Origin of the sequence: Salmonella sp. SAL00670 (genome assembly GCF_046552235.1) — a bacterium.
Classification (GTDB): domain Bacteria; phylum Pseudomonadota; class Gammaproteobacteria; order Enterobacterales; family Enterobacteriaceae; genus Salmonella; species Salmonella enterica.
In genome coordinates, this window is record NZ_JBGDUO010000001.1 from 1,147,162 (window position 1) to 1,169,303 (window position 22,142).

General features: G+C 49.8%; 26 protein-coding genes, 3 tRNA genes and 1 pseudogene. 8 read left to right on the top strand and 22 right to left on the bottom strand.

Going from position 1 to position 22,142, the window contains the following annotated elements; translation table 11 throughout:
- Window positions 1-92 precede the first annotated feature (92 nt).
- Together flhC and flhD are read right to left on the bottom strand one after the other, a co-directional pair.
- Window positions 93-677 carry a flagellar transcriptional regulator FlhC gene (gene flhC / locus ACLJRS_RS05765; RefSeq protein WP_000605987.1) on the bottom strand — a complete coding sequence of 195 codons (585 nt, stop codon included), beginning with the start codon at window positions 675-677 and terminating at the stop codon, window positions 93-95.
- Window positions 674-1,015: a flagellar transcriptional regulator FlhD gene (gene flhD / locus ACLJRS_RS05770; RefSeq protein ID WP_001518146.1), complete on the bottom strand. Its 342-nt coding sequence runs from the start codon at window positions 1,013-1,015 to the stop codon at window positions 674-676. Before flhD ends, flhC begins: the two co-directional genes overlap by 4 nt.
- 682 nt (window positions 1,016-1,697) lie before the next feature.
- On the opposite strand from flhD, the gene ACLJRS_RS05775 reads away from it, so the two are divergent.
- Both ACLJRS_RS05775 and uspC read left to right on the top strand, forming a co-directional pair.
- Window positions 1,698-1,814 (top strand): hypothetical protein, encoded by a 117-nt coding sequence (locus tag ACLJRS_RS05775; RefSeq protein WP_001617301.1) that lies wholly within the window; start codon window positions 1,698-1,700, stop codon window positions 1,812-1,814.
- Window positions 1,811-2,239, top strand: coding sequence for a universal stress protein UspC (gene uspC / locus ACLJRS_RS05780; protein ID WP_000122603.1), 429 nt, complete (start codon window positions 1,811-1,813; stop codon window positions 2,237-2,239). The genes ACLJRS_RS05775 and uspC overlap by 4 nt, the downstream gene beginning before the upstream one ends.
- Window positions 2,240-2,256: 17 nt before the next feature.
- Here uspC and otsA read toward each other — a convergent pair whose 3' ends face one another.
- The 4 genes and pseudogenes from otsA to ACLJRS_RS05800 all read right to left on the bottom strand — a co-directional run bounded on the left by otsA (window position 2,257) and on the right by ACLJRS_RS05800 (window position 5,646).
- Window positions 2,257-3,678 (bottom strand): alpha,alpha-trehalose-phosphate synthase, encoded by a 1,422-nt coding sequence (otsA, locus tag ACLJRS_RS05785; RefSeq protein WP_000089042.1) that lies wholly within the window; start codon window positions 3,676-3,678, stop codon window positions 2,257-2,259.
- A complete protein-coding gene (otsB, locus tag ACLJRS_RS05790) occupies window positions 3,653-4,456 on the bottom strand; it encodes a trehalose-phosphatase (RefSeq protein ID WP_000840114.1) in 804 nt (267 codons plus the stop codon). The genes otsA and otsB overlap by 26 nt, the downstream gene beginning before the upstream one ends.
- 222 nt (window positions 4,457-4,678) lie before the next feature.
- Window positions 4,679-4,860: pseudogene (araH, locus tag ACLJRS_RS05795) on the bottom strand (L-arabinose ABC transporter permease AraH); the annotation flags it as partial.
- A gap of 228 nt (window positions 4,861-5,088) precedes the next feature.
- Window positions 5,089-5,646, bottom strand: coding sequence for a DJ-1/PfpI family protein (locus tag ACLJRS_RS05800; RefSeq protein WP_000754800.1), 558 nt, complete (start codon window positions 5,644-5,646; stop codon window positions 5,089-5,091).
- Window positions 5,647-6,195: 549 nt separating this feature from the next.
- Between ACLJRS_RS05800 and ACLJRS_RS05805 the strand changes: the two genes are divergently transcribed.
- Window positions 6,196-6,699, top strand: coding sequence for a non-heme ferritin-like protein (locus ACLJRS_RS05805; protein WP_000741707.1), 504 nt, complete (start codon window positions 6,196-6,198; stop codon window positions 6,697-6,699).
- A gap of 178 nt (window positions 6,700-6,877) precedes the next feature.
- On the opposite strand, the gene ACLJRS_RS05810 is transcribed toward ACLJRS_RS05805, so the two are convergent.
- On the bottom strand, window positions 6,878-7,516 hold the full coding sequence (locus ACLJRS_RS05810; RefSeq protein ID WP_000684804.1) for an RpiB/LacA/LacB family sugar-phosphate isomerase: 639 nt from the start codon (window positions 7,514-7,516) through the stop codon (window positions 6,878-6,880).
- Window positions 7,517-7,771: 255 nt separating this feature from the next.
- Between ACLJRS_RS05810 and ACLJRS_RS05815 the strand changes: the two genes are divergently transcribed.
- Both ACLJRS_RS05815 and ftnA read left to right on the top strand, forming a co-directional pair.
- Window positions 7,772-8,107, top strand: a complete 336-nt coding sequence (locus tag ACLJRS_RS05815) for a YecR-like lipofamily protein (protein WP_000803229.1) — start codon at window positions 7,772-7,774, stop codon at window positions 8,105-8,107.
- Between the two features lie 239 nt (window positions 8,108-8,346).
- Window positions 8,347-8,844 carry a non-heme ferritin gene (ftnA, locus tag ACLJRS_RS05820; RefSeq protein WP_000920611.1) on the top strand — a complete coding sequence of 166 codons (498 nt, stop codon included), beginning with the start codon at window positions 8,347-8,349 and terminating at the stop codon, window positions 8,842-8,844.
- A gap of 45 nt (window positions 8,845-8,889) precedes the next feature.
- On the opposite strand, the gene ACLJRS_RS05825 is transcribed toward ftnA, so the two are convergent.
- A complete protein-coding gene (locus ACLJRS_RS05825) occupies window positions 8,890-9,129 on the bottom strand; it encodes a YecH family metal-binding protein (RefSeq protein WP_000377232.1) in 240 nt (79 codons plus the stop codon).
- A 226-nt stretch (window positions 9,130-9,355) separates the two neighbouring features.
- On the opposite strand from ACLJRS_RS05825, the gene tyrP reads away from it, so the two are divergent.
- Window positions 9,356-10,567, top strand: coding sequence for a tyrosine transporter TyrP (gene tyrP / locus ACLJRS_RS05830; RefSeq protein ID WP_001562965.1), 1,212 nt, complete (start codon window positions 9,356-9,358; stop codon window positions 10,565-10,567).
- A 74-nt stretch (window positions 10,568-10,641) separates the two neighbouring features.
- Here tyrP and ACLJRS_RS05835 read toward each other — a convergent pair whose 3' ends face one another.
- The 10 genes from ACLJRS_RS05835 to uvrY all read right to left on the bottom strand — a co-directional run bounded on the left by ACLJRS_RS05835 (window position 10,642) and on the right by uvrY (window position 17,861).
- The gene (locus ACLJRS_RS05835) at window positions 10,642-11,307 is read right to left on the bottom strand and encodes a YecA family protein (protein ID WP_000781521.1); all 666 of its coding nucleotides are present in this window, start codon (window positions 11,305-11,307) and stop codon (window positions 10,642-10,644) included.
- A 238-nt stretch (window positions 11,308-11,545) separates the two neighbouring features.
- Window positions 11,546-11,872, bottom strand: a complete 327-nt coding sequence (locus ACLJRS_RS05840; protein ID WP_000240837.1) for a glucose-6-phosphate dehydrogenase — start codon at window positions 11,870-11,872, stop codon at window positions 11,546-11,548.
- Between the two features lie 212 nt (window positions 11,873-12,084).
- Window positions 12,085-13,524 carry an SH3 domain-containing C40 family peptidase gene (locus ACLJRS_RS05845; protein WP_077906467.1) on the bottom strand — a complete coding sequence of 480 codons (1,440 nt, stop codon included), beginning with the start codon at window positions 13,522-13,524 and terminating at the stop codon, window positions 12,085-12,087.
- Window positions 13,525-13,737: 213 nt separating this feature from the next.
- On the bottom strand, window positions 13,738-14,070 hold the full coding sequence (locus ACLJRS_RS05850; protein ID WP_001556026.1) for a hypothetical protein: 333 nt from the start codon (window positions 14,068-14,070) through the stop codon (window positions 13,738-13,740).
- Window positions 14,071-14,319: 249 nt separating this feature from the next.
- A tRNA-Leu gene (locus ACLJRS_RS05855) sits at window positions 14,320-14,406 on the bottom strand.
- An 11-nt stretch (window positions 14,407-14,417) separates the two neighbouring features.
- Window positions 14,418-14,491, bottom strand: a tRNA-Cys gene (locus ACLJRS_RS05860).
- Window positions 14,492-14,543: 52 nt separating this feature from the next.
- Window positions 14,544-14,619 (bottom strand) — tRNA-Gly (locus ACLJRS_RS05865).
- A gap of 151 nt (window positions 14,620-14,770) precedes the next feature.
- Complete coding sequence (gene pgsA / locus ACLJRS_RS05870) at window positions 14,771-15,319, bottom strand: CDP-diacylglycerol--glycerol-3-phosphate 3-phosphatidyltransferase (RefSeq protein WP_001160192.1); 549 nt, start codon at window positions 15,317-15,319, stop codon at window positions 14,771-14,773.
- Between the two features lie 56 nt (window positions 15,320-15,375).
- Window positions 15,376-17,208: an excinuclease ABC subunit UvrC gene (gene uvrC / locus ACLJRS_RS05875; protein WP_001289472.1), complete on the bottom strand. Its 1,833-nt coding sequence runs from the start codon at window positions 17,206-17,208 to the stop codon at window positions 15,376-15,378.
- Window positions 17,205-17,861, bottom strand: a complete 657-nt coding sequence (gene uvrY / locus ACLJRS_RS05880; protein ID WP_000611323.1) for a UvrY/SirA/GacA family response regulator transcription factor — start codon at window positions 17,859-17,861, stop codon at window positions 17,205-17,207. Before uvrY ends, uvrC begins: the two co-directional genes overlap by 4 nt.
- 311 nt (window positions 17,862-18,172) lie before the next feature.
- Between uvrY and ACLJRS_RS05885 the strand changes: the two genes are divergently transcribed.
- Both ACLJRS_RS05885 and ACLJRS_RS05890 read left to right on the top strand, forming a co-directional pair.
- The gene (locus ACLJRS_RS05885; RefSeq protein WP_000546186.1) at window positions 18,173-18,328 is read left to right on the top strand and encodes a hypothetical protein; all 156 of its coding nucleotides are present in this window, start codon (window positions 18,173-18,175) and stop codon (window positions 18,326-18,328) included.
- Entirely contained in the window at window positions 18,325-18,549 is a 225-nt protein-coding gene (locus tag ACLJRS_RS05890) for a DUF2594 family protein (RefSeq protein WP_000106483.1), read from the top strand. Before ACLJRS_RS05885 ends, ACLJRS_RS05890 begins: the two co-directional genes overlap by 4 nt.
- Before the next feature lie 66 nt (window positions 18,550-18,615).
- Here ACLJRS_RS05890 and sdiA read toward each other — a convergent pair whose 3' ends face one another.
- From sdiA to dcyD, 4 genes are all read right to left on the bottom strand, one after another.
- Complete coding sequence (sdiA, locus tag ACLJRS_RS05895) at window positions 18,616-19,338, bottom strand: transcriptional regulator SdiA (RefSeq protein ID WP_001157167.1); 723 nt, start codon at window positions 19,336-19,338, stop codon at window positions 18,616-18,618.
- A 232-nt stretch (window positions 19,339-19,570) separates the two neighbouring features.
- On the bottom strand, window positions 19,571-20,323 hold the full coding sequence (gene tcyN / locus ACLJRS_RS05900) for an L-cystine ABC transporter ATP-binding protein TcyN (RefSeq protein ID WP_001273032.1): 753 nt from the start codon (window positions 20,321-20,323) through the stop codon (window positions 19,571-19,573).
- Entirely contained in the window at window positions 20,320-20,988 is a 669-nt protein-coding gene (gene tcyL / locus ACLJRS_RS05905) for a cystine ABC transporter permease (RefSeq protein ID WP_001158234.1), read from the bottom strand. The genes tcyN and tcyL overlap by 4 nt, the downstream gene beginning before the upstream one ends.
- Before the next feature lie 20 nt (window positions 20,989-21,008).
- Window positions 21,009-21,995, bottom strand: a complete 987-nt coding sequence (gene dcyD, locus ACLJRS_RS05910; protein ID WP_001128188.1) for a D-cysteine desulfhydrase — start codon at window positions 21,993-21,995, stop codon at window positions 21,009-21,011.
- Window positions 21,996-22,142: the final 147 nt, after the last annotated feature.

The window sequence follows — 22,142 nt, forward strand, 5'->3', positions numbered from 1 at the left end:
TGCGCAGTCGGGCGATTAACGCGAAGGCAAGGCAAAAAAAAAGCAGCGGTAATAACTTACCGCTGCTGGAGTGTTTGTCCACACCGTTTCGGTTAAACAGCCTGTTCGATCTGTTCATCCAGCAGTTGTGGAATAATATCGGCAGCATCTCGGGAAAGTTTACGTCTTTTTACTGCGCGGGATGGCGGCTGGCATAAACTACACGCAAAGCTGCCCACGGGCTGATGCGCATGGGTAATAAAGTTCCCACCGCAGCAGTTACAGCTCGACAATTCAAGCAACCCACTTTCAACAAAACGCACCAGCGTCCATGCGCGAGTCAGCGCCAACAACGGCCCTTCAGGCGGTTGCGGACACTGCTCAAGATAAAGCCGATAAGCTTTAATCACCGCATCCACACCGCTGCATAAACCGGTCTTCAGTAAAAATTGCCAGGCGTTGCAGAACATGGAGGCATGAATATTTTGCTCCCAGGTCATAAACCAGTCTGTCGAAAATGGCAGCATCCCTTTAGGCGGCGGGCTACCGCGTAATTCTTTGTACAGCCTGATGAGGCGACCACGGCTGAGCTGTGTTTCGCTTTCCAGCATTTGTAGACGAGCGCCAAGATTAATCAACTCCATCGCCAACTGGATATCGCGAGCTTCCTGAACAATGCTTTTTTCACTCATTATCATGCCCTTTTCTTACGCGCCGTATCGTCCACTTCATTGAGCAGACGCGTTGAAAGCATGATACCTGTGTGAATCTGCTGTAAATCATCGACGCGCGAATCCTGAGTCAAACGGGTGATCGTCTGATGATCGTCAAACCGGAAATGACAAACTAACTGGTTCGTCTCCGCCAGTTTGACCATCTGCGGCAGGGTCAACGCGCCCAGTGTGTTTGCCATCTCTTCGTTGATACCGAGGCGGAACATCGCAGATGCTTTGTCCTGGACGATCAAACGCTGTGCAAGGAGTAAATATGACAAATTGATGTCATAAATGTGTTTTAGCAACTCGGATGTATGCATTGTTCCCATCCAGAATAACCAACTTTATTTTTGTGCGACGTAGCCGCACCCCGTGATGTCGCCGGGAAGGCCCGGTAAAAGAAGCAAAAAGGTCAAATGCATAGCAGCGCTCAGACATTATGGACATTGTGACGTATAACGCAGCTTCCCACTGGGATTCGCCTTACACGTTTACATCAATTTTTACAAATGCCTAAGATTTTTCCTAATTCGACGCAACTCTACTCGTCAGCTTCGTGACATACAACGGAGCGGGACGGCGATTTTAGAAAATATGTGATGCAGATCACATAATTTAACAGAATACTTACGATAAAACCATCAGTATGGCTTTTACTTTGTTTAATTAATAACCTAATGTTCACTTTTTCTATTCCACACTGCTGAATAGGGGTACGTCAACACCAAATTCTTTTTTGTTTCTCTCTGTTAAAATAACGCCAGGATAATAGATAACAGGCTATTATTTCTATTTTAGAAATAATTTTATTTTACCTTTAGTAAACAGTGGCTTAAATATTAAACGTTATTAATTAATCTCGTCACAGCATACGCCCTCCTCTGTTAAAAATAAGCTCATTTGATTTAACTTTTAGCTTTCCTTGTTCACCCGTTTAAATAAACCATCCTGGTGGTGTGTAAAAAGTGTCTTATGCCACGATTCTTTACATAAGAATAATTAATGATTAATTATGATGTCCTTCACATTAATGTGGCATTAGCGCATTGCAGAAATGCGATAAACAGAGTAAAGCTAAAGCACAATCTCATATTCTTGCAATCAAGGAGCGAGTTATGAGCTACACCCATATTCTTGTCGCCGTTGCCGTCACCCCGGAAAGTCACCAGCTACTGGCTAAAGCGGTCTCTATCGCCCGCCCTGTCCAGGCGAAAGTAAGCCTGATTACTCTCGCTTCCGATCCTGAACTGTATAACCAGTTCGCCGCGCCCATGATGGAGGATTTACGCGCGGTTATGCATGAGGAAACCGAGAATTTTCTTAAGATGCTGGAGGAAAAGGCGGATTATCCGATTGAACAAACTTTCATCGCATCAGGTGAGTTAAGCCAGCATATTTTGGCTGTGTGCCGCAAACACCATGTTGATCTGGTCATTTGCGGCAACCATAACCATAGTTTCTTTTCGCGCGCATCCTGCTCGGCAAAAAGTGTCGTCAGCGCCAGCCAGGTAGATGTGTTGTTGGTACCGTTAGCGGGCGACTAGTCGCCGCTCGCGATATTTCAGGCCAGCTTAGGGAACGTCGCCACGTTGTTCTGCTGCTGACGCTCAGGGCTACGCGGCGTGACCTCCTTTAGGTCATGAATAAAACGCTCCTGCCAGCGGTTAATGTCATTTTTAACGATCACGTCCAGCATTTCCGCATGACGCGAAATACGCTCGGCAAGGGGCATCGTTAACGCGCGATTGAGCGCCGCCGCCACGTCATCCCGATCGTAAGGATTGACGATTAACGCCGACGTCAGTTCATTCGCCGCGCCGGCAAACTGTGACAGTACCAGTACGCCAGGATTAGCGGGGTCCTGCGCGGCGACAAACTCTTTCGCCACCAGGTTCATCCCGTCACGCAACGGGGTGACGAGCCCGACGTCTGAATAACGGAATATCTTCATTAACAGTTTACGGTCGAAATGCTGATTCAGATAATAGAGCGGCGTCCAGCCCAATTGTCCATATTTCCCATTAATCCGGCCTGCTTCCGTCTCAAGCTGGTGGCGAATATCCTGATATGCCTGTACTTCGCCGCGTGACGTAGGCGCAATTTGGGTATAACGAATTTTTCCCCGATGCTGCGGGTAGTTTTCCAGTAGCGCTTCATACGCCAGAAAACGTTCCGGCAGCCCTTTCGAATAATCCAGCCGCTCGACGGAAAAAATATTCTTCACATTTTTCAGTTCCGCCTTGAGCTGCGCCAGTTTAGGCGGCAACGGCCCGGCAGCCTGCAGAGCAATCTCATCGGGCTCAATACCGATAGGATACACTTCTGTCTGGAAGTCTTTACCCCACGCGATATGCTGCTTGCCGCTGCGAGTCGTGACTCGCGTTTGACTCGAAAGGCTATCCAGAAAAGCCAGGCGATCATTTTCGGTCTGGAACCCGAGCAGATCAAAGTCACACAACTGCTCCAGCAGTTCATCATGCGGCGGTAAAGCGTTAAAAATCTCCGGGGTCGGGAATGGAATATGCAGGAAAAAACCAATTCGGTTGTTCACGCCGCGTTTACGCAGCTCGCTGGCGAACGGTAACAGGTGGTAGTCATGCACCCAAATGATGTCGTTCTCTTTAATGAGGGGCAATAACTTATCCGCTAATAACGCATTCACCCGCATATAGCCTTCCCATGCAGGACGCTGAAACTGTACCAGGTCCAGACGATAGTGGAACGCAGGCCAGAGAACCGCATTGGAAAATTGACAGTAATAATCTTCGTAATCTTGTTCACTCAGGTTAAACGATGCCCAGGTAATATTACCTTTTGTCACCTTTTTTAATGGCTCATCCTCGTTACCTGTCTCGCCACTCCAGCCGAACCACAACCCGCCAGCCGCTTTTAGCGCGCCAAGCACGCCAACGGCGAGGCCGCCGGCGCCGCCTTTATTATCCGGGGGGGCAATTCGATTAGATACTACGACTAAACGACTCATAGCCATCTCTCCTGTTATTCATTACTTGTTGTTCTTGTTGTGGATAATTGATTTGTTCCAGCCAGCGCCAGACATCGGGTACGCTTTCCAGCCGCCATGCCGCCTGGGTTGCCCCGACGCCCACTTTTACGGAAATTCCGCCAGCGTGATTCACCACGCCAAAGCCAGCCTCATCGGTCAAATCGTCGCCCACAAAAACGGGAATCCGTCCCGCAAAGGGCGCCTCCTGCATAAAGGCGGCAATGGCTTCGCCTTTATTGGTTCCCTTAGGTTTGATTTCCACAACACATTTACCAGGCTGCAACGCCAGTTGCGGCCAGTGCTGCGTAACGTGTTGCGCAAGCGCCAACAGCGCCGCTTCATGTTCCGGAGCCTGACGGTAGTGCAGCGCAAATGCCATCCCCTTCGTCTCCAGCTCCGTTCCGGGCAGCGCTACAAGCGTCGAACGTAATAACGCCTCTACCTCACGGACTACCGCTTCAGGAAGGCGCACGATATGGGTTTTACCATTGATGTCACGACGCTCTGCCCCGTGAACGCCAGCGAGTGGAAAGCGAAAAGGCTTCGCCAAAGCATCCAGCTCAGTCATTGAACGCCCTGAAATCAATGCCAGTGCCCCTGCGTTGTGCGCCGCGAGACGGTCTAACAACTGAAGGATTTTATGCGGTACCACTACCTGATCGGGATGAGGCTTTATCTCTGCCAATGTGCCATCAAGGTCAAAAAAATACGCATAGTTCGCAGTGAGTTCGGGGGATACGGTTAACGGTTCTGCCACCCTGGTCTCCTCCTTATCATCATATTGAGACTCACAAACGGTCTCATTAGTCATGTAAGTATAGACAGTGTGACGCTGCTCGCCATTTAGAAAGACCATCGCCAGCCGGGGTAGCGGCTGGCGATGACGTGAAGCTATACTGTTTAGTTGAGTGTTAATTCATCAAATCGTACGCTTCGCTTTTTGCTTATAATGGTCGAAGATAACTGTTGTCAGAAGGATTCAGCCGCGAACCATACACTGTGCAAAAGGTGAAATGTTGAGCAGGTTCATCGCGCTCTCCACCGCTCCTGATATCAGTACGCTCGCCACCACATATGAGACTTTTCCGAGGCCGCCTTTCAGGAATCCCCCCCTAAGACACACGCAGAAATAACGATTAACTCATAACCCAGGGAAGTCATTGACCTGCTTTAGCGTTTTTTATGTAGGGTAAAATCAAACGATTCTTGTTAGAGAAGACGTAAAACGGTGCACTGTCTTTCATTCATTAGATAAATGCTGATGGCAGGAATAGTTTTAGCGGAAAATGACATAACCCAGAGCGAATTCATCAGCCAAAAGGCAGGAAAGCCAGCACATTAATCCATAACATCAGCCAGCTAATCCTTACGGCCCTGGGTGAATAACGATTACCAGGGATAATAGATATGTTCAGCCTGTTCGCGAACCGGCGCATCGTCTCCCAGCAGTCTGGCGGAAAGGGTTAGCGCGAAATCAAAGACATGACCCAACCCTTTGCCGCTAATTAAATTACCATCTTCAACCACGGGCGCATCCACATAGACACCTTCCGGAACCGCTTTCCACAGATCGCCGGAACAGACATAACGACGCCCCTTCAGCAATCCGTGAGCACCCAGCACCCTTGCCGCCGCGGAACAGATAGGACAAATTAATTTGCCTGCCGCATCATGACGCGCAACGAAAGCGATCACCGCCGGATTAGCCGCCAGATTAGCGCTCCCCTGCGGACCGCCCGGTAGCACTACCGCATCGAAAAGCGCCTGCTGGCGTTCACTCAGCGTGCTGTCCGCAACCATAGGAATATCATGGTAACTCACCACCGCCCGTGATTCAGCACACGCCAGCGTTTCGACGTCGATATGCAAACGTCGCAGAATATCAAGAGTAACAATGGCCTCTGCTTCTTCAAATCCTGGTGCCAACAGCACCGCGACCTTTTTCATTGACTGCTCCTTGTTAACGAGTCACCCAGCAAAACTGCGCTCAACCGAATAACGTGCTCGTATGATTAATGATATTAAAAATGATCTACCGCAAAATCGGCTAGTTTATAAAAACAGGCATATTTGCTCTCAACCGTTTATGCGTGTGATATCCAGACTGGCTAATGTTTATTTTATTGAAATTACCATACTTAAAAGGCTCACCTCATGATCTGAAACAATGCTTCATAAAACAGAAAAAATAGAATATCTTTTATCTTTCAAATAGTTACAAGAATTACATACCAAAAATCATTACACCTGAAAAAATCACACCGCTGAAAATGTAAAAAAAGATAAACAATTGCATTTAAGGATTTTCTTATTTTTATTGACGCGCTATTCTCATTACCGATCGATAAACAGGAAATGAGATCGCATAAGGGACTGGCGGAACGGAGTTCTTCTGCTAAGAGTATTTATTGTGCATAGAGGTAAGAATGTGACAACGGCCCGTTGCATTCTCGTCTGTCATGCACATCAACACTTTCTGGAAATAAGGATATTGTTATGGCAGCTGTAGGAATGGTTCAAAAGCTCAACACGCCAATGAACCTTGAGTTTTACGCATCAAATCTTTACCTCCATCTAAGCGAATGGTGTTCTGAACACAGTTTAACAGGCACCGCCACCTTTCTTCGTACCCAGGCGCAAGGCAACGTGACGCAAATGATGCGCATGTTTAATTTTATGAAAAACGCCGGCGCCACCCCTATCGTTAAAGCCATTGACGTTCCGGGTGAAGAGCTCTGCTCTCTGGAAGAATTGTTCCAGAAAACCCTGGAGGATTATCAGCAACGCGCCAGCACGCTGTCGCGTCTGGCAGATGAAGCGAAAGCGCTGAATGATGCCTCAACGCTCGATTTTCTCCATACCCTGGAAAAAGAGCAGCAGCAGGATGGCGTACTTTTACAAACTATTCTCGAAGAAGTTCGCAGCGCTAAACGAGCAGGGTTATGTCTGGCGCAAACCGATCAGCATCTCCTTAACGTCGTGACCTATCAGCATCACTGATAGCGGCTCCCCGAGCGACAATATTGAGACGTTATTAGCCGGATAGCAACGCGAAGCAGCTTATCCGGCCTACACCGTTTCTGGTCTGTTTGCCAGAGGTGGCGCCTGTCGCTACTGGCGTATTATCGGCACATCATGCCAGCCGACAGGCGCGAAACGTCTCTGTCTTGTCCGGGCATTACCCCAGCATCTCACGTACAAACGCTTCTATTTCTTTATTCTGGCCGTTTTCAAACAAACATTGCTGGAAACGCGGCCCTGAAACCGCCGTTTTAACCAGTTCAGGATCGATAGCCCGCAGTGTATCCAGATAATTCTCTTTGACGACCGCGGCCTTAACCTGATTCAAAATGCCCGCATTGCGTACCTGCGGCGCTTTGCGCTCAGGCGGATACCCCTCACCTTTACGCCCGGTAAACGCTTTTTCAAAGATGAAACGCACGTTCAGCTCAGCGCCCCAGCCAAAGCCTTTCGCAAATGGCAGGGACAACGCATTGCCGTTGTTGATCTGCGCAAACAGAAAAGCATCTGCCGGATCGATGCAATAGCCACAAATGACACCTGGATGAATATTTAACGACATCAGCGCGCCCTGACCAGTGCCACAGCCAGTAACCACAAAATCAACCGCGTTTGCATTAAGCAGAATACTCGCCATGATGCCTAAATGAATGTACGTCAGGTGATGGTCATTTTCGTCGCACATGCCGACGTTAAAAACGGGAAATCCCTTTTCATTGGCGACGGCGCTAAGTTCGTTATAAATGATGGCATTTTTGCTGGCCTGGCTATTTTCCATCATCAGTGCAATTTTCATCGTGTTCCTCCTGAATGCAGACGGTCGCGCCTGCGTAAATCATGACGTTTTGCCCACATTACACATTTGCGAACACACATTCAAATTTAATGAAACGAAGTTTCATTAAATGAAAAGACGCTCACACATTTTCTGTTCCCGCTGTAAATCCCCTGCCGTTACCTTTAATCAAGGCGAATCCGTAAGTTATTCCAGCCATTGACGGTGCAAGACACGAGGTAGCATGGTCTGATACCGAACTGTCGGAGCGATTTTATGAAGCCTCTTATTTTTACTCTTTCACTGCTAGCCCTGACGGGATGCACCATTACTCGACAAGCGCAGGTCAGCGAAGCCAGCCCGATAAGCGGCATCGTGCGCCTGACGTATAACCAGCCGCTATTTTTTACTTCACGGACAGATGACTATGTATCTCACGGGACCGCAACACGCGAATGCCAGCAGATGGGCTATGCCGATGCCGTTTCGTTTGGTCAGCCGGTAGGAACCTGTAGCATTTATGCGGGCTCGTTGTGTCTGAACACCCGATTTACCCTCTCCTGGCAGTGCCGGGGCGTTGCCGTCCCGCAAATCATGCCGCTTTATTATTAAGGCGGCTGGCTTAACGCCGACACCATGTACAATGGAGGAGAGTGCAGGGTCGCTATTGCCAGCATGAAGGTGCTGGCTTTTCTTTATTTTTATACGCTATACACTGGCGTTAATGCGTTTTATTCCCATTCGTATTTTTAATAATTAAATTTAATATTTTACCTTTTGCAAATAATAAAATAACAAATTATAGTGGCGCCACATTACCGTATATCTTTTGCTATTTGTGGAGCGGAACCATGCTGAAAACAGAAATGATCGACAAACTGAATGAGCAAATGAATCTGGAGTTGTACTCCTCCCTGCTCTATCAACAAATGAGCGCGTGGTGTAGCTATCACAGTTTTGAAGGCGCGGCCGCATTTCTTCGTCGCCATGCGCAAGAAGAGATGACGCATATGCAGCGCCTGTTTGACTACCTTACCGATACCGGAAGCCTGCCGCGCATTCATACCGTTTCTTCGCCCTTCGCTGAGTACGCCTCGCTGGATGAGCTGTTCCGCGCGACCTATGAGCATGAGCAGCTTATTACGCAAAAAATTAATGAACTGGCTCATGCCGCAATGACCAGCCAGGATTATCCGACATTTAATTTCTTGCAGTGGTATGTGGCAGAACAGCATGAAGAAGAAAAACTGTTCAAATCTATTATTGATAAATTAACGCTGGCGGGAAAAAGCGGCGAAGGGCTTTATTTCATTGATAAAGAACTCTCCACCCTGGATACGCAAAATTAATCCAGCACGTCCTTACACGGTGAGACGCGCTCTCACCGTGGCGTATTAATGGCGGCAGATTTTACTCTCATGCGTTGAAAAACCGTCCTCCACCGCAATAAACTTTCCTTTCGCCGCCAGAAACGCGACCAGTTCCGCCGCCGTCATATCTGACGCTGAACAGGTGTGAAATCGTGCCCGCTCGCCAAAGCGCGCTTTTATTGCCGCCTCCAGCGAGGCATGCGTGTACTGCTCGCCAGACTCAATCATCATGTTGAGTACTTCGTGACCGTGAATGGAATCCATAACCCCTCCTGAATAAAACTCGTAGCCTAATGTGTCCGTGTGCGAGCGACTTTGCGCTAGCGCAGGTTTGCGGCGGTTGCCCGCGTCTCCTCCCATATTCGCTTTTATGCCCGGAACTGTAAATTTTACAGTACACCCATTGTAACGACCATTTGACGAAAATAGCGTAATGCTTTACCCTGCGCCGCGGATATCACCGTTCTTTGTTACCGGGGTAGTAGAAAGCGTGAAAAACAGAACTCTGGGCAGTATTTTTATCGTGGCAGGCACCACTATCGGCGCCGGGATGCTGGCAATGCCGCTGGCAGCGGCTGGCGTTGGTTTCAGCGTCACGCTGGGATTGTTGATTGGCCTGTGGGCGCTGATGTGTTATACCGCGCTACTATTACTGGAGGTATATCAACACGTTCCGGCGGATACCGGACTGGGCTCGTTGGCAAAACGCTATCTTGGACGTTACGGACAGTGGCTTACGGGATTCAGTATGATGTTCTTAATGTATGCGCTCACCGCCGCCTACATTTCCGGAGCCGGAGAATTACTGGCATCCAGTATTAATAACTGGCTTGGCGCCACGCTCTCGCCCGCTGCCGGGGTGCTGCTGTTCACCTTTGTTGCCGGTGGGGTGGTGTGTGTGGGCACCTCGCTGGTCGACCTTTTTAACCGCTTCCTGTTTAGCGCAAAGATCATTTTTCTGGTCATCATGCTTGCGTTGCTCACGCCACATATTCATAAAGTAAATCTTCTTACGCTTCCTTTACAGCAGGGGCTGGCGTTATCCGCCATACCGGTCATTTTCACCTCGTTTGGTTTTCACGGAAGCGTACCGAGTATTGTGAGTTATATGAACGGCAACATTCGCCGGCTGCGTTGGGTCTTTATGACGGGTAGCGCCATTCCGCTAGTGGCCTATATTTTTTGGCAGCTCGCCACGCTGGGAAGTATCGACTCGCCGACATTCAGAGGGCTACTGGCCAGCCATGCCGGGTTAAATGGCCTGCTGCAGGCGCTCAGAGAAGTGGTCGCTTCGCCACATGTCGAACTGGCGGTCCACCTGTTCGCCGATCTGGCGTTGGCGACCTCTTTTCTGGGCGTAGCGCTAGGATTATTTGATTACCTGGCCGATCTATTCCAGCGCCGCAGTACGGTGTCCGGACGTCTGCAAACCGGGCTGATTACCTTTCTGCCGCCGCTGGCGTTTGCACTTTTCTACCCACGTGGATTTGTGATGGCATTAGGCTATGCCGGCGTAGCGCTGGCAGTGCTGGCACTGCTCATCCCTGCTATGCTGGTCTGGCAGTGCCGTAAACAGAGCCCTCAGGCGGGATATCGTGTGGCAGGCGGCACGCCAGCGCTGGCGCTGGTGTTTATCTGCGGCATTGTCGTGATTGGCGTCCAGTTTTCGATCGCACTGGGGTTTCTGCCCGATCCAGGTTAATGCCAGGCAAAGATTACCGGGCCTGGACGCCGTCCAGGCTCGATAATCGTCACGCTATGGCCGTTTACGAGCCATTAATGCAGGCAGCACTGCTTAAATTTTTTGCCGCTCCCGCATGGACAAGGATCGTTACGCCCCACTTTCACCTCTGCTTTTATCGGCATCTGTAGCGGCGTCGTGTGCGGATGCGCCATCCACCAGGCATGAAGCTCAAGCGCCGCGATACGGATAGCGTCAACGCTTTTATCGAACGCTTCCGGGCTCATTTTATCCAACAGCGCAAAGTTTTCTTCAGTGCCGTGTAAGGCAATCGCTTCCAGCGCCGGTTTTAGCGTATCCGGCAAGTCAGACCAGTCGGACAGCGACACTCCGCGCATGTAACCAAAGCACCATTCTTCAACAATCGTTAATTCATGGCCATCAACTTCTCGCAGGCCAAACAGCGGCTCGAACTGTTCTGGATAATCTTCAAGCCGGGCGGCTGTGTCCGCCATGTGCTGGAACACCAGATCCATAAATCGCGTCATTTCTTTTTCAGATGTCCAGCGCGGTACGTACGCGGGTCCCCCCCATATCGCGACCAGCCACTGTTCCGGCTCGATGGGACGCGGAGAACTTAGTACCGCAGTAATCAGACCGTCCAGCTCCGCGACATCCAAAATGGCCTGATCGGTATTGTATTTCGTCAGCACATCATCCAGCCATTCCAGCTCGTTCTCGTTTAATGGTTCCATTTTCATAACGCTTTTCCTCAGTGATGACTTCCGCCTGTAGGCCTCTTACATTGCAGCGGATAAAAATAATTTTTTTGCAGGCAGTTTGGATGGCAACCATCAGGGGCCAGATTAACACGAAATGAGGAGGATTCCGGAAGTTAACGCACAAAAGGAGGATCAGGGCGCAGATTTTCCGCCAGGAAACGCTCGCCCCACACAAAAGCGAGAGATGGGTTTCTCGCTATATTATACTCATGCTAACTTATACCACCGCCGCGGACAGATAAAACCGCCCTCTCAAATAGAGCTTATTTTCAGTAAAAAAGTGTTTAATGAGTTCGTCTACCGCTTCTCTGTCAGCAGAAAAGGTTATTTCCATAAACAGCGTATCGTACCCTATTTTGATATTTTTTTTCTTACAGTAAACACGGATCTCATCCTGCACACTCAGCAACGGCAGGCTAAATGTGTATAGCGGTTGCGGTTCTTTTTTCGCCGCTTTCTCAAAAACTTTAGTGACCAGATCCCCAAGATCGCGCTCTGATCGGGCACCGTTATTAAAATGCAATAAATTACGTCTTTTTACCACCCAGCCTCCAGCCAGATACCACCAGCAATAACTCTCACTTCAATGTGTGAGGCACATAATCACATCCAGAATCAGCTCCAGATAGTATTTCAAATAAACAGCCCGCACTATAGCGCATACTTTTTTCAGACACAGTTTACAGGGATACTCTCTTTATATCCACGCGCACGGTTGCCTTAATCATATCTTCCGCGATAACACAGTTTGTCAACCTATTCTATATAACCAAGCTTAAACAGAACCTTACCAGCCAGCGATATCAGCTCAGGATTTTCAGGATAAAAACGCAGTAACGGCAAAAATACTGCCTCACCGATAATGCTCCGGCTATTAGCATGGTTTGGGCGCAATCCCCAGATATTCTGATAAGTCATCGGCACAACCTGCCCATTCATGGTTGTGTTACCGATATACAGCATAATATGCCCTGGAATATAGACCAGCGTAGTAAACGGCTTTCCGTATCTGGTGAGATAATCGATCCGCATTTGGGGATTTTTATGACTAAGATCGACCACCCGTCCAGCCGCCTCTACCTGCGCGGATGAATGTCTGGGCAGGAATATGCCAAACGGCATTAACAGGCTGCGGACTTCGGCTGAACAATCATTATAAAAGTTAAAATTTCCCCAACCGTAGGGGGCGCCGTGCATTGCTTTCATTAGCACGGCGATATTTTCCGGCGTCATTTTCCACGGCATAGCCGTAAACTCGTTACCGCTTAGCCAGACCCAATGGATAAACGCGCGACCGTTGCTGTCGCGAACTGGCGCCGCAATGAGGAACTGGCCCGCCCGTTGATGCCGGAACGGTAAAATAGTGCCCGGCCGCCCGGTGAAATAATAGACGCCTGCGGTATGGACAGAAACCGGCGCGTTGATAAATGCCCCCAGTTGCTTGTGAGCGAGCAAAACCCACTGTGTTATAAATTTCTGATCCGTACTGGCAATATCTTCACTATGAACCCAGCCAGTTACCGCTGGTGAAACGACATATTGCCAGCGTTGGTCTTTGCTCTTCGTCAGCGTATAGACCGGCGTACCGGGACGCAGCGAAGACATTTGTAAATTATCAAACGGATACCCCTCGCCCGCCTGACGGGGATCGTTAAAGAGCGGGTCGTCCGTTGGCAGCGCTCTGACTAAACTTTCTCTGACCATAATGCCTCGCCGGGAGGCATGATAGATATTGTCAATCTGCGTATCCGTATTCCCTCTAACCTCCTCTTTCCAGCGAGAGGTATAAAGTCTGAAGTTTTCCCCCCAATAAGCACTGCCGTCGCTAAGAAACTGCTTAATACTGGCATCCCGGGCCTGTGCTGCATTTTTTTTCAGCAATGCGGTAATATAAAAACCATTCCACGGCGAGTGCGCTTCACTGTCCATTCCGAAATAATGAGATTTTAGTGCGTTAAAGTAGCGTTGTTGGGTAGCACTATCAATAACCGGAATAGTGTAATCAGCCGAGTCCGGAGATATCCATTTATCAACCGACTGTGAATAATCCGCTAACGGAAAGCGTGTTTTGGTCGGGTCAATATAGCTCCCTGTGAGAATTTCATCTTTGGCTGTTGATCGGTAGGTCGTCTGGTGGCAAGCGGTGAGGCACAATGGTATCAATAAAACGGCCCAGGTTTTCTTTTGCATCATCATCTCCGTAAAGCGGGGAAAGCATAATATAGAGACTGACCAAAACCGCCATTCACGAAAACCCGAAATTATCTGTAGTTGACCTGTTATTAAGACAATATTGCAAAACGTGATTAAAGCATGATGCGGATCACATTACCTTATGATCAATATTAGTTCGCTATCTACCTTTAGTTAAATTGTGCAGAAAATAACCCTGAACAGTTATATACTCGTTTAATTTGCATAAATACTCCACTGACCCGCCCCTGTTTTTTTCAGACAATACATACTGTAGCGCGTCAGTTCTACTTTTTTTATATACTCTGCAAAGTCATTTTCATCGACGTAGCCAATAAAATTACGCGCATCACATGTTGAAGAGGAAAGCTCTCCTGGAAGAGAGTAGGTTACGATTGCACTCTCAGGCTCATACAAAATAAAAAAAAGTAAAAAAGCGCAACCTACAATCCCAATATTAATGAAGCTAATAAATAATTTTGCATTATCGGTATATTTCACTGGCAGACCTACTCTCTTTAATAAAGCAGGCATAAAACATATCAGCATTTTTTATAGAGATTAATGGATTTTATCGGCTGATTTACCCGACGTTTAGTATTTACCAGGCATAAGTTCTTGCGGGTCGGTAGCACATAACTGTTGTACTGGCAGAAATGCCGCTACCGGTGTTTTTTACTGTGTATCGCACTGGAGAGTTCACGCTCGCGGTCGGCATACAAATTGAAGGCACAAAAAAACCACCCGTAGGTGGTTTCACGACACTGCTTATTGCTTTGATTATTCTTGTCTTTCCCATGGTACCCGGAGCGGGACTTGAACCCGCACAGCGCGAACGCCGAGGGATTTTAAATCCCTTGTGTCTACCGATTCCACCATCCGGGCTCGGGAAAAATTGGAGGCGCGTTCCGGAGTCGAACCGGACTAGACGGATTTGCAATCCGCTACATAACCGCTTTGTTAACGCGCCAAATTTTTTTGACTTTTCAGCCAGCATTCGCTTTACGCCAATGCTTTTAAACTGGAGCGGGAAACGAGACTCGAACTCGCGACCCCGACCTTGGCAAGGTCGTGCTCTACCAACTGAGCTATTCCCGCAGTATCAAGCAACTTTGTTAATCACTTGATTTTGTTATCGTCTGGCAATCAGTGCTGCCGTTCGATGCGTTGCATTCTACTTACCTGACGCACTGAGTCAACGATATTTTTCGTCACTCACGATCGTTTGCTGAAATTTGCGGCGAAACGATCACTGATCAAGCAAATCTCCGCGTGCAGCGCTCAAATATTGCAACATGGACCACAACGTTAGCACCGCTGCGACAAAGAAAAGCGCGATCCCGGCATACTCTACCCAGATATTCGGACGCCACAAGAGCCACGCCAGCGCCACCATCTGCGCGGTAGTTTTGACTTTACCGATCCAGGAGACCGCTACACTACTGCGTTTGCCCAGCTCCGCCATCCATTCACGCAGAGCAGAGATAATAATTTCGCGGGCTATCATCGTCGCCGCAGGTAACGTCACCCACCAGCTATGATAATGCTCGGTGACCAGCACCATGGCGATCGCCACCAGCACCTTGTCGGCGACGGGGTCGAGGAAAGCGCCGAAACGCGTACTCTGGTTCCAGCGTCGCGCCAGAAAGCCGTCAAACCAGTCGGTAATCGCGGCAATACAGAAAATCAGCGCGCTGACCATCGGCGCCCAGGCGAACGGCAAATAAAACACCACGACAAAGAATGGAATCAGGATGACGCGAAACAGCGTGAGCAACGTAGGGATATTAAATTGCATAGTGACGGGTAACTATCTGTTGTCAGTGAAATTACCCCTATGTTGCTACAGTGGCCTCAATGTTTCAACGACCAGAAGATCTTTTCTGCCAGACCTTGCGAAATACCCGGCACTTTTGCAATTTCTTCTACGCTGGCGTTACGTAGTCCTTGCAAACCGCCCATATATTTCAGCAGCATCTGGCGACGTTTAGGCCCAACGCCTTCAATAGTTTCCAGCGTACTGGTATTTTTAACCTTCGCGCGTTTTTTACGGTGCCCGCCGATCGCGTGATCGTGCGACTCATCGCGAATATGCTGAATAACATGCAGCGCCGGCGAGTCCGGCGGCAGGCTAAACCCCTCGCCTTCCGGTTCAAAAAAGAGTGTTTCCAGACCGGCTTTTCTGTCCGCGCCTTTGGCGACGCCGAGCAGCAAAGGACGATGCTTATCCCAGGGGACATCCAGCTCAGCGAAAACGGCTTTCGCCTGGGCGAGCTGCCCTTTTCCGCCGTCGATCAGAATAACATCCGGAATCTTACTTTCTTCTATGGCCTTGCCATAACGCCGACGTAACACCTGATTCATCGCCGCGTAGTCATCACCCGGCGTGATGCCCGCGATATTATAACGACGATACTCGGCGCGTAACGGCCCGTTAGCGTCAAATACCACACAGGATGCGACCGTTTGCTCCCCCATGGTATGGCTGATGTCAAAACACTCCATCCGCTTGATCGCAGGAAGTTTTAATACCGCCGCCAGCGCGGTCAAACGCTGCGTGATGGTGGACTGCTGCGAGAGTTTAGTGATTAAGGCCGTTGCCGCGTTGGTCCGCGCCAGCTTGAGATAACGGGCGCGATCGCCGCGCGGTTTTGTCTGGACATGAATACGCCGTCCGGCAAGTTCCGACAACGAATCGGCCAGCAGCGTTTTATCACTCAGATTAAAATCGAGCAGTATCTCGCCCGGTAGCGTGCGCATCTGGCTACCCTGCAGGTAAAACTGCCCGACAAAGGTTTCCACCACTTCGCCCAGTTCCGTACCACCAGGCACTTTTGGAAAATAGCTGCGGCTGCCCAGCACCTTACCCTGGCGAATAAACAACACATGCACACAGGCCATACCCGCATCAAAAGCCACACCGATCACGTCGAGATCGTCGCCCGCATTGGAGACAAACTGTTTCTCCGTGACCCGGCGTACCGCCTGGATCTGATCGCGAATACGCGCCGCCTCTTCAAATGCCAAATCCTGGCTGGCCTTTTCCATCCGGGCAATCAGTTGTGTTAAGACCTGGTCGTCCTTGCCGGACAAAAACAACCGGACATACTCCACCTGTTGCGTGTACTCCTCCTCGCTGACCAGTCCTGCAACGCAGGGGCCTAAGCAGCGGCCAATCTGGTATTGCAGGCAAGGACGCGAGCGGTTGCGATACACGCTGTTTTCGCACTGGCGGATAGGGAAAATTTTCTGTAACAGCGCCAGCGTTTCCCGCACGGCATAGCCATTAGGAAATGGACCGAAGTACTCGCCTTTCGCATGTTTGGCGCCACGGTGCATCGCCAGACGCGGATGGGTATCGCCGCTCAGAAAAATAAAAGGATAGGATTTATCATCACGCAACAACACGTTGTAACGCGGTTGATACAACTTGATGTAATTATGCTCAAGCAGCAGCGCTTCCGTTTCGGTATGCGTTACCGTGACATCAATGTGTTGAATTTGCGCAACTAGCGCTTCGGTTTTACGCGAAGCCAGGTTGCTGCGAAAGTAGCTGGAAAGACGCTTTTTCAGGTCTTTTGCTTTACCAACATAGATAACCGTACCGCCGGCGTCATACATACGATAGACACCGGGTTGGCTGGTAACGGTTTTCAGGAACGCCTTTGCGTCAAATATTTCACTCACTGGCTTGTTAACGTCTCCGCATTACACAGGCCATGGCGGATTGCCAGGTGAGTCAGCTCAACATCACCATGAATGTTTAATTTACTGAACATACGATAGCGATAGCTGTTCACCGTTTTAGGACTGAGATTCAGCTGTTCTGAAATCTCATTGACCTTCTGGCCCTTGGTGATCATCAGCATAATCTGCAACTCGCGTTCAGACAAACTGGCGAACGGCGTTTCCGTTTTTGCAGGCTCAATCTGACTGAGCGCCATCTGTTGAGCGATATCGGAGGCGATATAACGTTGTCCGGAATACACCGAACGAATAGCGCTCACCACCTCCTGAGGCGCAGCGCCTTTGCTGAGATAGCCAGCTGCGCCAGCCTGCATCACTTTGGCGGGCAACGGGTTCTCCGTATGGACGGTCAGCATGATCACTTTGATATCCGCTGTCGATCGGGCAATTTTACGCGTCGCCTCAAGGCCGCCAATACCGGGCATGTTCATATCCATCAGCACGACGTCAACGGCGTTAGTACGGCACCATTTTACCGCATCCTCTCCGCAGCACGCTTCACCGACAACTTTAATGCCCTTTATATCTTCAAGAATGCGTCGTATCCCTGCGCGCACCAGTTCGTGGTCATCAACAAGAAGAACGTTGATCAAAGGAATATCTCCAGAATAGGGATAACGCTACTGATAGTTAATCGCCCTTATATTAGCTGGTTTTATCTCAACTTTGAAACGTAAAAAAACACCGGGTATTCGATTTTGCTCTCGTTTTTGGAAATTATGTTGTACGTCATGTGGCAACTGCCAACGTTGTAGCCCCTTCTGACGGCGCTGTCCCGGGCTGCTATTTCATAATGGTGACAAAAATTTCACGTTCCGCTGTCTAAACACTAATTAGGGAATCAACTTTGTAACAATAATTAACGAGTAAAATACGCGTAATAAACAAAGAATGAAGAAAATATATGCATCACGCGGCAACGTTTATTTTGTGGGTAACCCCTCCGCTTTTTGATCAAAAAACAACCACTGCTATTTTTAGCGTAGCTTATGGTATACTCCGCCGCCTTAACATCTGCTATCGCACATTTTCACTGAAACATAACGAGGAAAATAAATGAGTACGCCTGATTTTTCCACCGCTGAGAATAATCAAGAACTGGCTACTGAAGTCAACTGCCTGAAAGCCATGTTAACGCTGATGCTGCAGGCGATGGGCCAGGCCGATGCTGGGCGCGTGATTCTTAAAATGGAAAAACAGATCGCGCAGATGGATGATGAAGCACAAGCGGCGGTATTTTCCAGTACGGTTAAGCAAATTAAACAGGCTTACCGCCAGTAGTAAAAAACCGGCTGTTAGCATCGCTTTCAGCCGGTTTCGCGTCTGGCGCGAAGCATTGTCAGCACGTCATATCAGACCTGTCGCCGCAGCGTAGCAGGCAATCTGTGTTTTATTTGGCGCATTAAATTTCTTCTGCATGTTTTTCTGATGGAAGTTAACGGTATTTTCAGAAATCGACAGAATAATGGCGATCTCCGATGAGGTCTTCCCTTCCGCCGTCCACTTCAGAATCTCTTTCTCACGTTTACTGAAACGCATTTCAGGTGCCATCACCATGTCGTCTTCAAATCTTGTCAGCGCCGAAAGACTCTCCCGCGCCAGCAGTTGCAACCTCAGCTCCACTTCATCGTAGGTAAACGAGGAGCAGCGTAAACTGCTACGGGAGAAAGATAAAAAGCCCAGCGCCCGGTTCGGCAACATCACACACTGGGTTACGCCTCTGCGTAATCCGAAACGCTGGGCGGCATCCCACATCGCCTGCGCTTCATGAAATAGCACGTCATCCCAATGTAAATGACCCTGCCTGAAATTTTCCGGCTTTAATACCGGATCGATCGCAAAATAGTTTTCGGACTGGTAATGCGTTACCCACGCCGGAGGATAAGTGGTACGAAGCGATATTTTAGGCCGGGTAAAGGGGACGGGATGACGAACACACAGGGCATAATAATCAAATTCCAGCCGCTGTGTCTGATATTGCAACTCAGTATAAACATCCTCTGCTGCCGCCATCTCCTGAAAGCGTAACAACATTGCGCGTCGCCAGGTGAAGAAATCATTTTCCTGCATATTTTATGGTCACGCCTTTGATATTGATAATCATTATTATGAATAGCTTAAATTAACACATAAATAGTGTTTATATATAAGAAATATCGGACGAAACGTAGAATACTTGAGCGGCATTACAGTTTTTTGGCTTCCGCCTGAGAGCAAGGTTAATAATCTGGCAGAATGACTTCATAATTATTCATTGCGCTCGCCCGAGGCGCGGCTAATTCGGGCGAGCGTTGAAAAGGTATTATTTCATTAAAAATTTCTCAAGGAACTGGCGGGTACGCGGATGCTGAGGATCGGCGAACAAGGTTTTCGCCGGCCCCTGCTCGACGATTTGCCCCTGATCCATAAATATTGCCCGATCAGCCACGTCACGCGCAAAGCCCATTTCGTGAGTGACGATCACCATCGTGCGCTTTTCCTGCGCCAGCTGGCGAATCGTATTAAGCACCTCGCCGACTAATTCAGGATCAAGCGCCGACGTGGGCTCATCAAACAGAATCACTTCCGGGCGCATCGCCAGCGCGCGTGCAATCGCCACGCGCTGCTGTTGCCCGCCCGACAGGCGGCGCGGATAACGGGTCTCTTTACCGGCCAACCCGACTTTGGCTAACAGTTCCCGCGCCAGCGCCGTCGCCTCGGCTTTCGGCTCTCCCTTTACAATCACCGGACCTTCAATGATATTTTCCAGCACGGTACGATGCGGGAACAGATTAAAACTCTGAAAGACAAAGCCGACATGCTGGCGTAGCTGGCGAATCAACCCTTTTTGCTGGCTGAATGGGCGGGCGGTATCGATGATAATATCGCCCACTTTAATGGTACCCGCTTCCGGTTGTTCCAGCAGGTTAATGCAGCGTAATAACGTTGTCTTCCCTGAGCCGCTCGGGCCGATAATGGCGACGACTTCTCCGGGCTTCACCTCAAGGTCGATACCGTGCAGCACCGTTTGACCATGAAATTTTTTGACCAGGTTGGTGACTTCGATAGCACTCATTTTGGCTCTCTCTCCTGGCGGTTAAGCTGGTTTTCAAAATAGTTTTGCAGTGCCGATAAGACGGTCGCCATTACCCAGTAGATTAACGACGCGGCCAGATACATGGTAAACACCTCCAGCGTTCGCGAGGTAATTAACTGCGCCTGGCGGAACAACTCCGGCACCTGAATCGTCGCGGCGAGCGACGTATCTTTCACCAGGCTGATAAAGCTGTTGCTCAACGGCGGAAGCGCGACGCGGGCCGCCTGCGGCAAAATAGCGCGGCGTAGCGTTTGCCACGGCGTCATGCCAATGCTCGCCGCCGCTTCCCATTGCCCCTTGTCGATAGCCGAGATCGCCGCGCGCAGCGTCTCGGACGTGTAAGCCGCAGTATTGAGCGATAAACCAATCATCGCCGCCGGGATAGGGTCCAGCTCAATCCCAAATTGCGGCAGGCCGTAATAGATCATAAATAACTGGGCGATAAGCGGCGTACCGCGAAAAATCGAGATATAAAAGCGCGCCAGCCAGCGAACCAGCCATAGTGGAGACATCCGCATCAGCGCCAGCACAAATCCCAGCAGCAGACCAAAAAACATACCGCCAATACTCAGTTGCAGGGTAAAGACGGCGCCTTTAAGCAAATACGGCAGCGATTCAATAACCAGTTGGATACTTTCTTGCATTCGCGTTGATTACCTGGAGGTTATACATGAGGATGGTAGGCAAACAGCGCAGGCGCCCCACCGGTGTGAATAAAGAGAATCGGCCCGTCATCGTTAAAGCGTTTCTGGCTGATGCCGTCTATCAGACCCGCCATCGCTTTGCCGGTATATACCGGATCCAGCAACACCCCCTCCAGGCTCGCCAGCAGTTTCACCGCCTCCATCCCCGCGTCATTTGGCACGCCGTAACCCGGGGCAAAATAGTCATCCCATAAATGAATATCCGCCGTCGCCGTCAGCGCCAGCTGACCGGCAATAGCCTGCTGCAAGGCAATTACTTTGGGTTTCTGCTCGGCGACAGAACGTGAAACGGTCACGCCAATCAGTTCGACATCCGGCATCAGATGTTCCAGCCCGACAGCTAACCCGGCGTGCGTTCCGGCGCTGCCGGAGGCCACCACCACCGAAGAGAGCCCGACGACCTCTTCACACTGCTGGGCGATTTCCAGGGCGCTCTCTACGTATCCCATTGCGCCCAGCGCGCTGGAGCCGCCGACCGGAATCACATAGGGCCTGAACCCTTGCGCTTCAATACGCGTCGCCAGCGTTTGCAGCTGCGCATCCGGATCGGTTAGCGCATCGCACATCTCAATTTGCGTATTAAATAAATCCAGTAACAGGCGATTACCATTCGTCAGGTAATTTTCCGCGGTGGTACCGATTGGATTTTCCAGCAAAGCGACGCAATGCAGCCCCAATTTGGCCGCGACCGCCGCCGTCTGACGGACATGGTTCGACTGAATCGCCCCTGCGGTTATCAGCGTATCCGCCCCTTCTCGCAGCGCGTCGGCCACCAGAAACTCCAGCTTGCGCAGTTTATTGCCGCCCATTGCAATGGGCGTAACGTCATCGCGCTTAATGTAAATCTCACGGCCAAGATAATCAGACAATCGCGGCAGGTATTCGAGCGGGGTCGGCGCGCCAATAAGCTCCAGGCGAGGAAAGCGCGTTAAGTGATGTAGTGGCATTGAGCCTCCGGTAACGTTGTGGTGTGTTCTTTTTATTATGCACGTTGATCCAACGGAAATAAAAAAGGCGCCGATTCACGCGCCTCCGTTTGCTGACATAGTATGAGGTTGATATTGCCCGGCGGCGCTCTGCCTGCCGGGCAACGT

Bases quoted from the DNA above. Each gene is read 5' to 3' on its own strand.
- flhC (WP_000605987.1), bottom strand. From the start codon at position 677: ATGATAATGAGTGAAAAAAGCATTGTTCAGGAAGCTCGCGATATCCAG.
- flhD (WP_001518146.1), bottom strand. From the start codon at position 1,015: ATGCATACATCCGAGTTGCTAAAACACATTTATGACATCAATTTGTCA.
- ACLJRS_RS05775 (WP_001617301.1), top strand. From the start codon at position 1,698: ATGATTAATTATGATGTCCTTCACATTAATGTGGCATTAGCGCATTGC.
- uspC (WP_000122603.1), top strand. From the start codon at position 1,811: ATGAGCTACACCCATATTCTTGTCGCCGTTGCCGTCACCCCGGAAAGT.
- otsA (WP_000089042.1), bottom strand. From the start codon at position 3,678: ATGAGTCGTTTAGTCGTAGTATCTAATCGAATTGCCCCCCCGGATAAT.
- ACLJRS_RS05800 (WP_000754800.1), bottom strand. From the start codon at position 5,646: ATGAAAAAGGTCGCGGTGCTGTTGGCACCAGGATTTGAAGAAGCAGAG.
- ACLJRS_RS05805 (WP_000741707.1), top strand. From the start codon at position 6,196: ATGGCAGCTGTAGGAATGGTTCAAAAGCTCAACACGCCAATGAACCTT.
- ACLJRS_RS05810 (WP_000684804.1), bottom strand. From the start codon at position 7,516: ATGAAAATTGCACTGATGATGGAAAATAGCCAGGCCAGCAAAAATGCC.
- ACLJRS_RS05815 (WP_000803229.1), top strand. From the start codon at position 7,772: ATGAAGCCTCTTATTTTTACTCTTTCACTGCTAGCCCTGACGGGATGC.
- ftnA (WP_000920611.1), top strand. From the start codon at position 8,347: ATGCTGAAAACAGAAATGATCGACAAACTGAATGAGCAAATGAATCTG.
- ACLJRS_RS05825 (WP_000377232.1), bottom strand. From the start codon at position 9,129: ATGGATTCCATTCACGGTCACGAAGTACTCAACATGATGATTGAGTCT.
- ACLJRS_RS05835 (WP_000781521.1), bottom strand. From the start codon at position 11,307: ATGAAAATGGAACCATTAAACGAGAACGAGCTGGAATGGCTGGATGAT.
- ACLJRS_RS05845 (WP_077906467.1), bottom strand. From the start codon at position 13,524: ATGATGATGCAAAAGAAAACCTGGGCCGTTTTATTGATACCATTGTGC.
- ACLJRS_RS05850 (WP_001556026.1), bottom strand. From the start codon at position 14,070: ATGCTGATATGTTTTATGCCTGCTTTATTAAAGAGAGTAGGTCTGCCA.
- pgsA (WP_001160192.1), bottom strand. From the start codon at position 15,319: ATGCAATTTAATATCCCTACGTTGCTCACGCTGTTTCGCGTCATCCTG.
- ACLJRS_RS05885 (WP_000546186.1), top strand. From the start codon at position 18,173: ATGCATCACGCGGCAACGTTTATTTTGTGGGTAACCCCTCCGCTTTTT.
- ACLJRS_RS05890 (WP_000106483.1), top strand. From the start codon at position 18,325: ATGAGTACGCCTGATTTTTCCACCGCTGAGAATAATCAAGAACTGGCT.
- sdiA (WP_001157167.1), bottom strand. From the start codon at position 19,338: ATGCAGGAAAATGATTTCTTCACCTGGCGACGCGCAATGTTGTTACGC.
- tcyN (WP_001273032.1), bottom strand. From the start codon at position 20,323: ATGAGTGCTATCGAAGTCACCAACCTGGTCAAAAAATTTCATGGTCAA.
- tcyL (WP_001158234.1), bottom strand. From the start codon at position 20,988: ATGCAAGAAAGTATCCAACTGGTTATTGAATCGCTGCCGTATTTGCTT.
- dcyD (WP_001128188.1), bottom strand. From the start codon at position 21,995: ATGCCACTACATCACTTAACGCGCTTTCCTCGCCTGGAGCTTATTGGC.